This is a genomic window from Streptomyces sp. MA5143a (genome assembly GCF_900290235.1).
In the GTDB taxonomy this organism is placed as follows: domain Bacteria; phylum Actinomycetota; class Actinomycetes; order Streptomycetales; family Streptomycetaceae; genus Streptomyces.
The window spans coordinates 1-505 of record NZ_OLMK01000165.1; the positions used below are offsets into that span (position 1 = coordinate 1).

A 505-nucleotide genomic window follows, 5' to 3' on the forward strand; every position below is an offset into this window, starting at 1 on the left:
TCGGCGGCTCTGGGAGTCGCGGGAGTCGCGGTTCAGGAGGGGCTGACGGGTGCCGGGGCCTCGGTGAAGGGGGCGCCGCCTGCGGGGCCGGTGCTGGCCCGCAGGGAGATCGGCGGAGCGAGGAGGTGGTGGCGGGGAGCGGCGCCGGGGTGGTCGAGGCGCTCGATGAGCAGGTCGACGGCGCGCCGGCCCATCTCCTCCGCCGGTACGTCCGCCGCGGTGAGCTGCGGGGTCACCGTCTGAGCCCACCGCGACGCCACCACTCCGGTCACGGAGAAGTCGCGCGGTACATGGCGGCCCGCGTGGGCGAGCCCCCGGTACAGACCGCCCAGGGCCGCCTCGTTCAGGGTCACCAGGGCCGTGGTGGCCGGGTCGTCGTGCAGGATCCGCTCCACACACGCCTGCCCGGAGTCGGGGTCGTCGCCGCAGCGGTACGTGCGCACGGTCAGCCCACGCTCCGCGGCGGCCTTGGTGAAACCGTCCAGACCCCGGTGCGCGGACTCAT

General features: G+C 75.2%; 1 protein-coding gene. It reads right to left on the bottom strand.

Annotated elements, in window-relative coordinates; all coding sequences use genetic code 11:
• Positions 1-32: 32 nt before the first annotated feature.
• On the bottom strand, positions 33-505 hold a 473-nt coding region (locus SMA5143A_RS42335; protein ID WP_181362303.1), incomplete at its 5' end, for a substrate-binding domain-containing protein.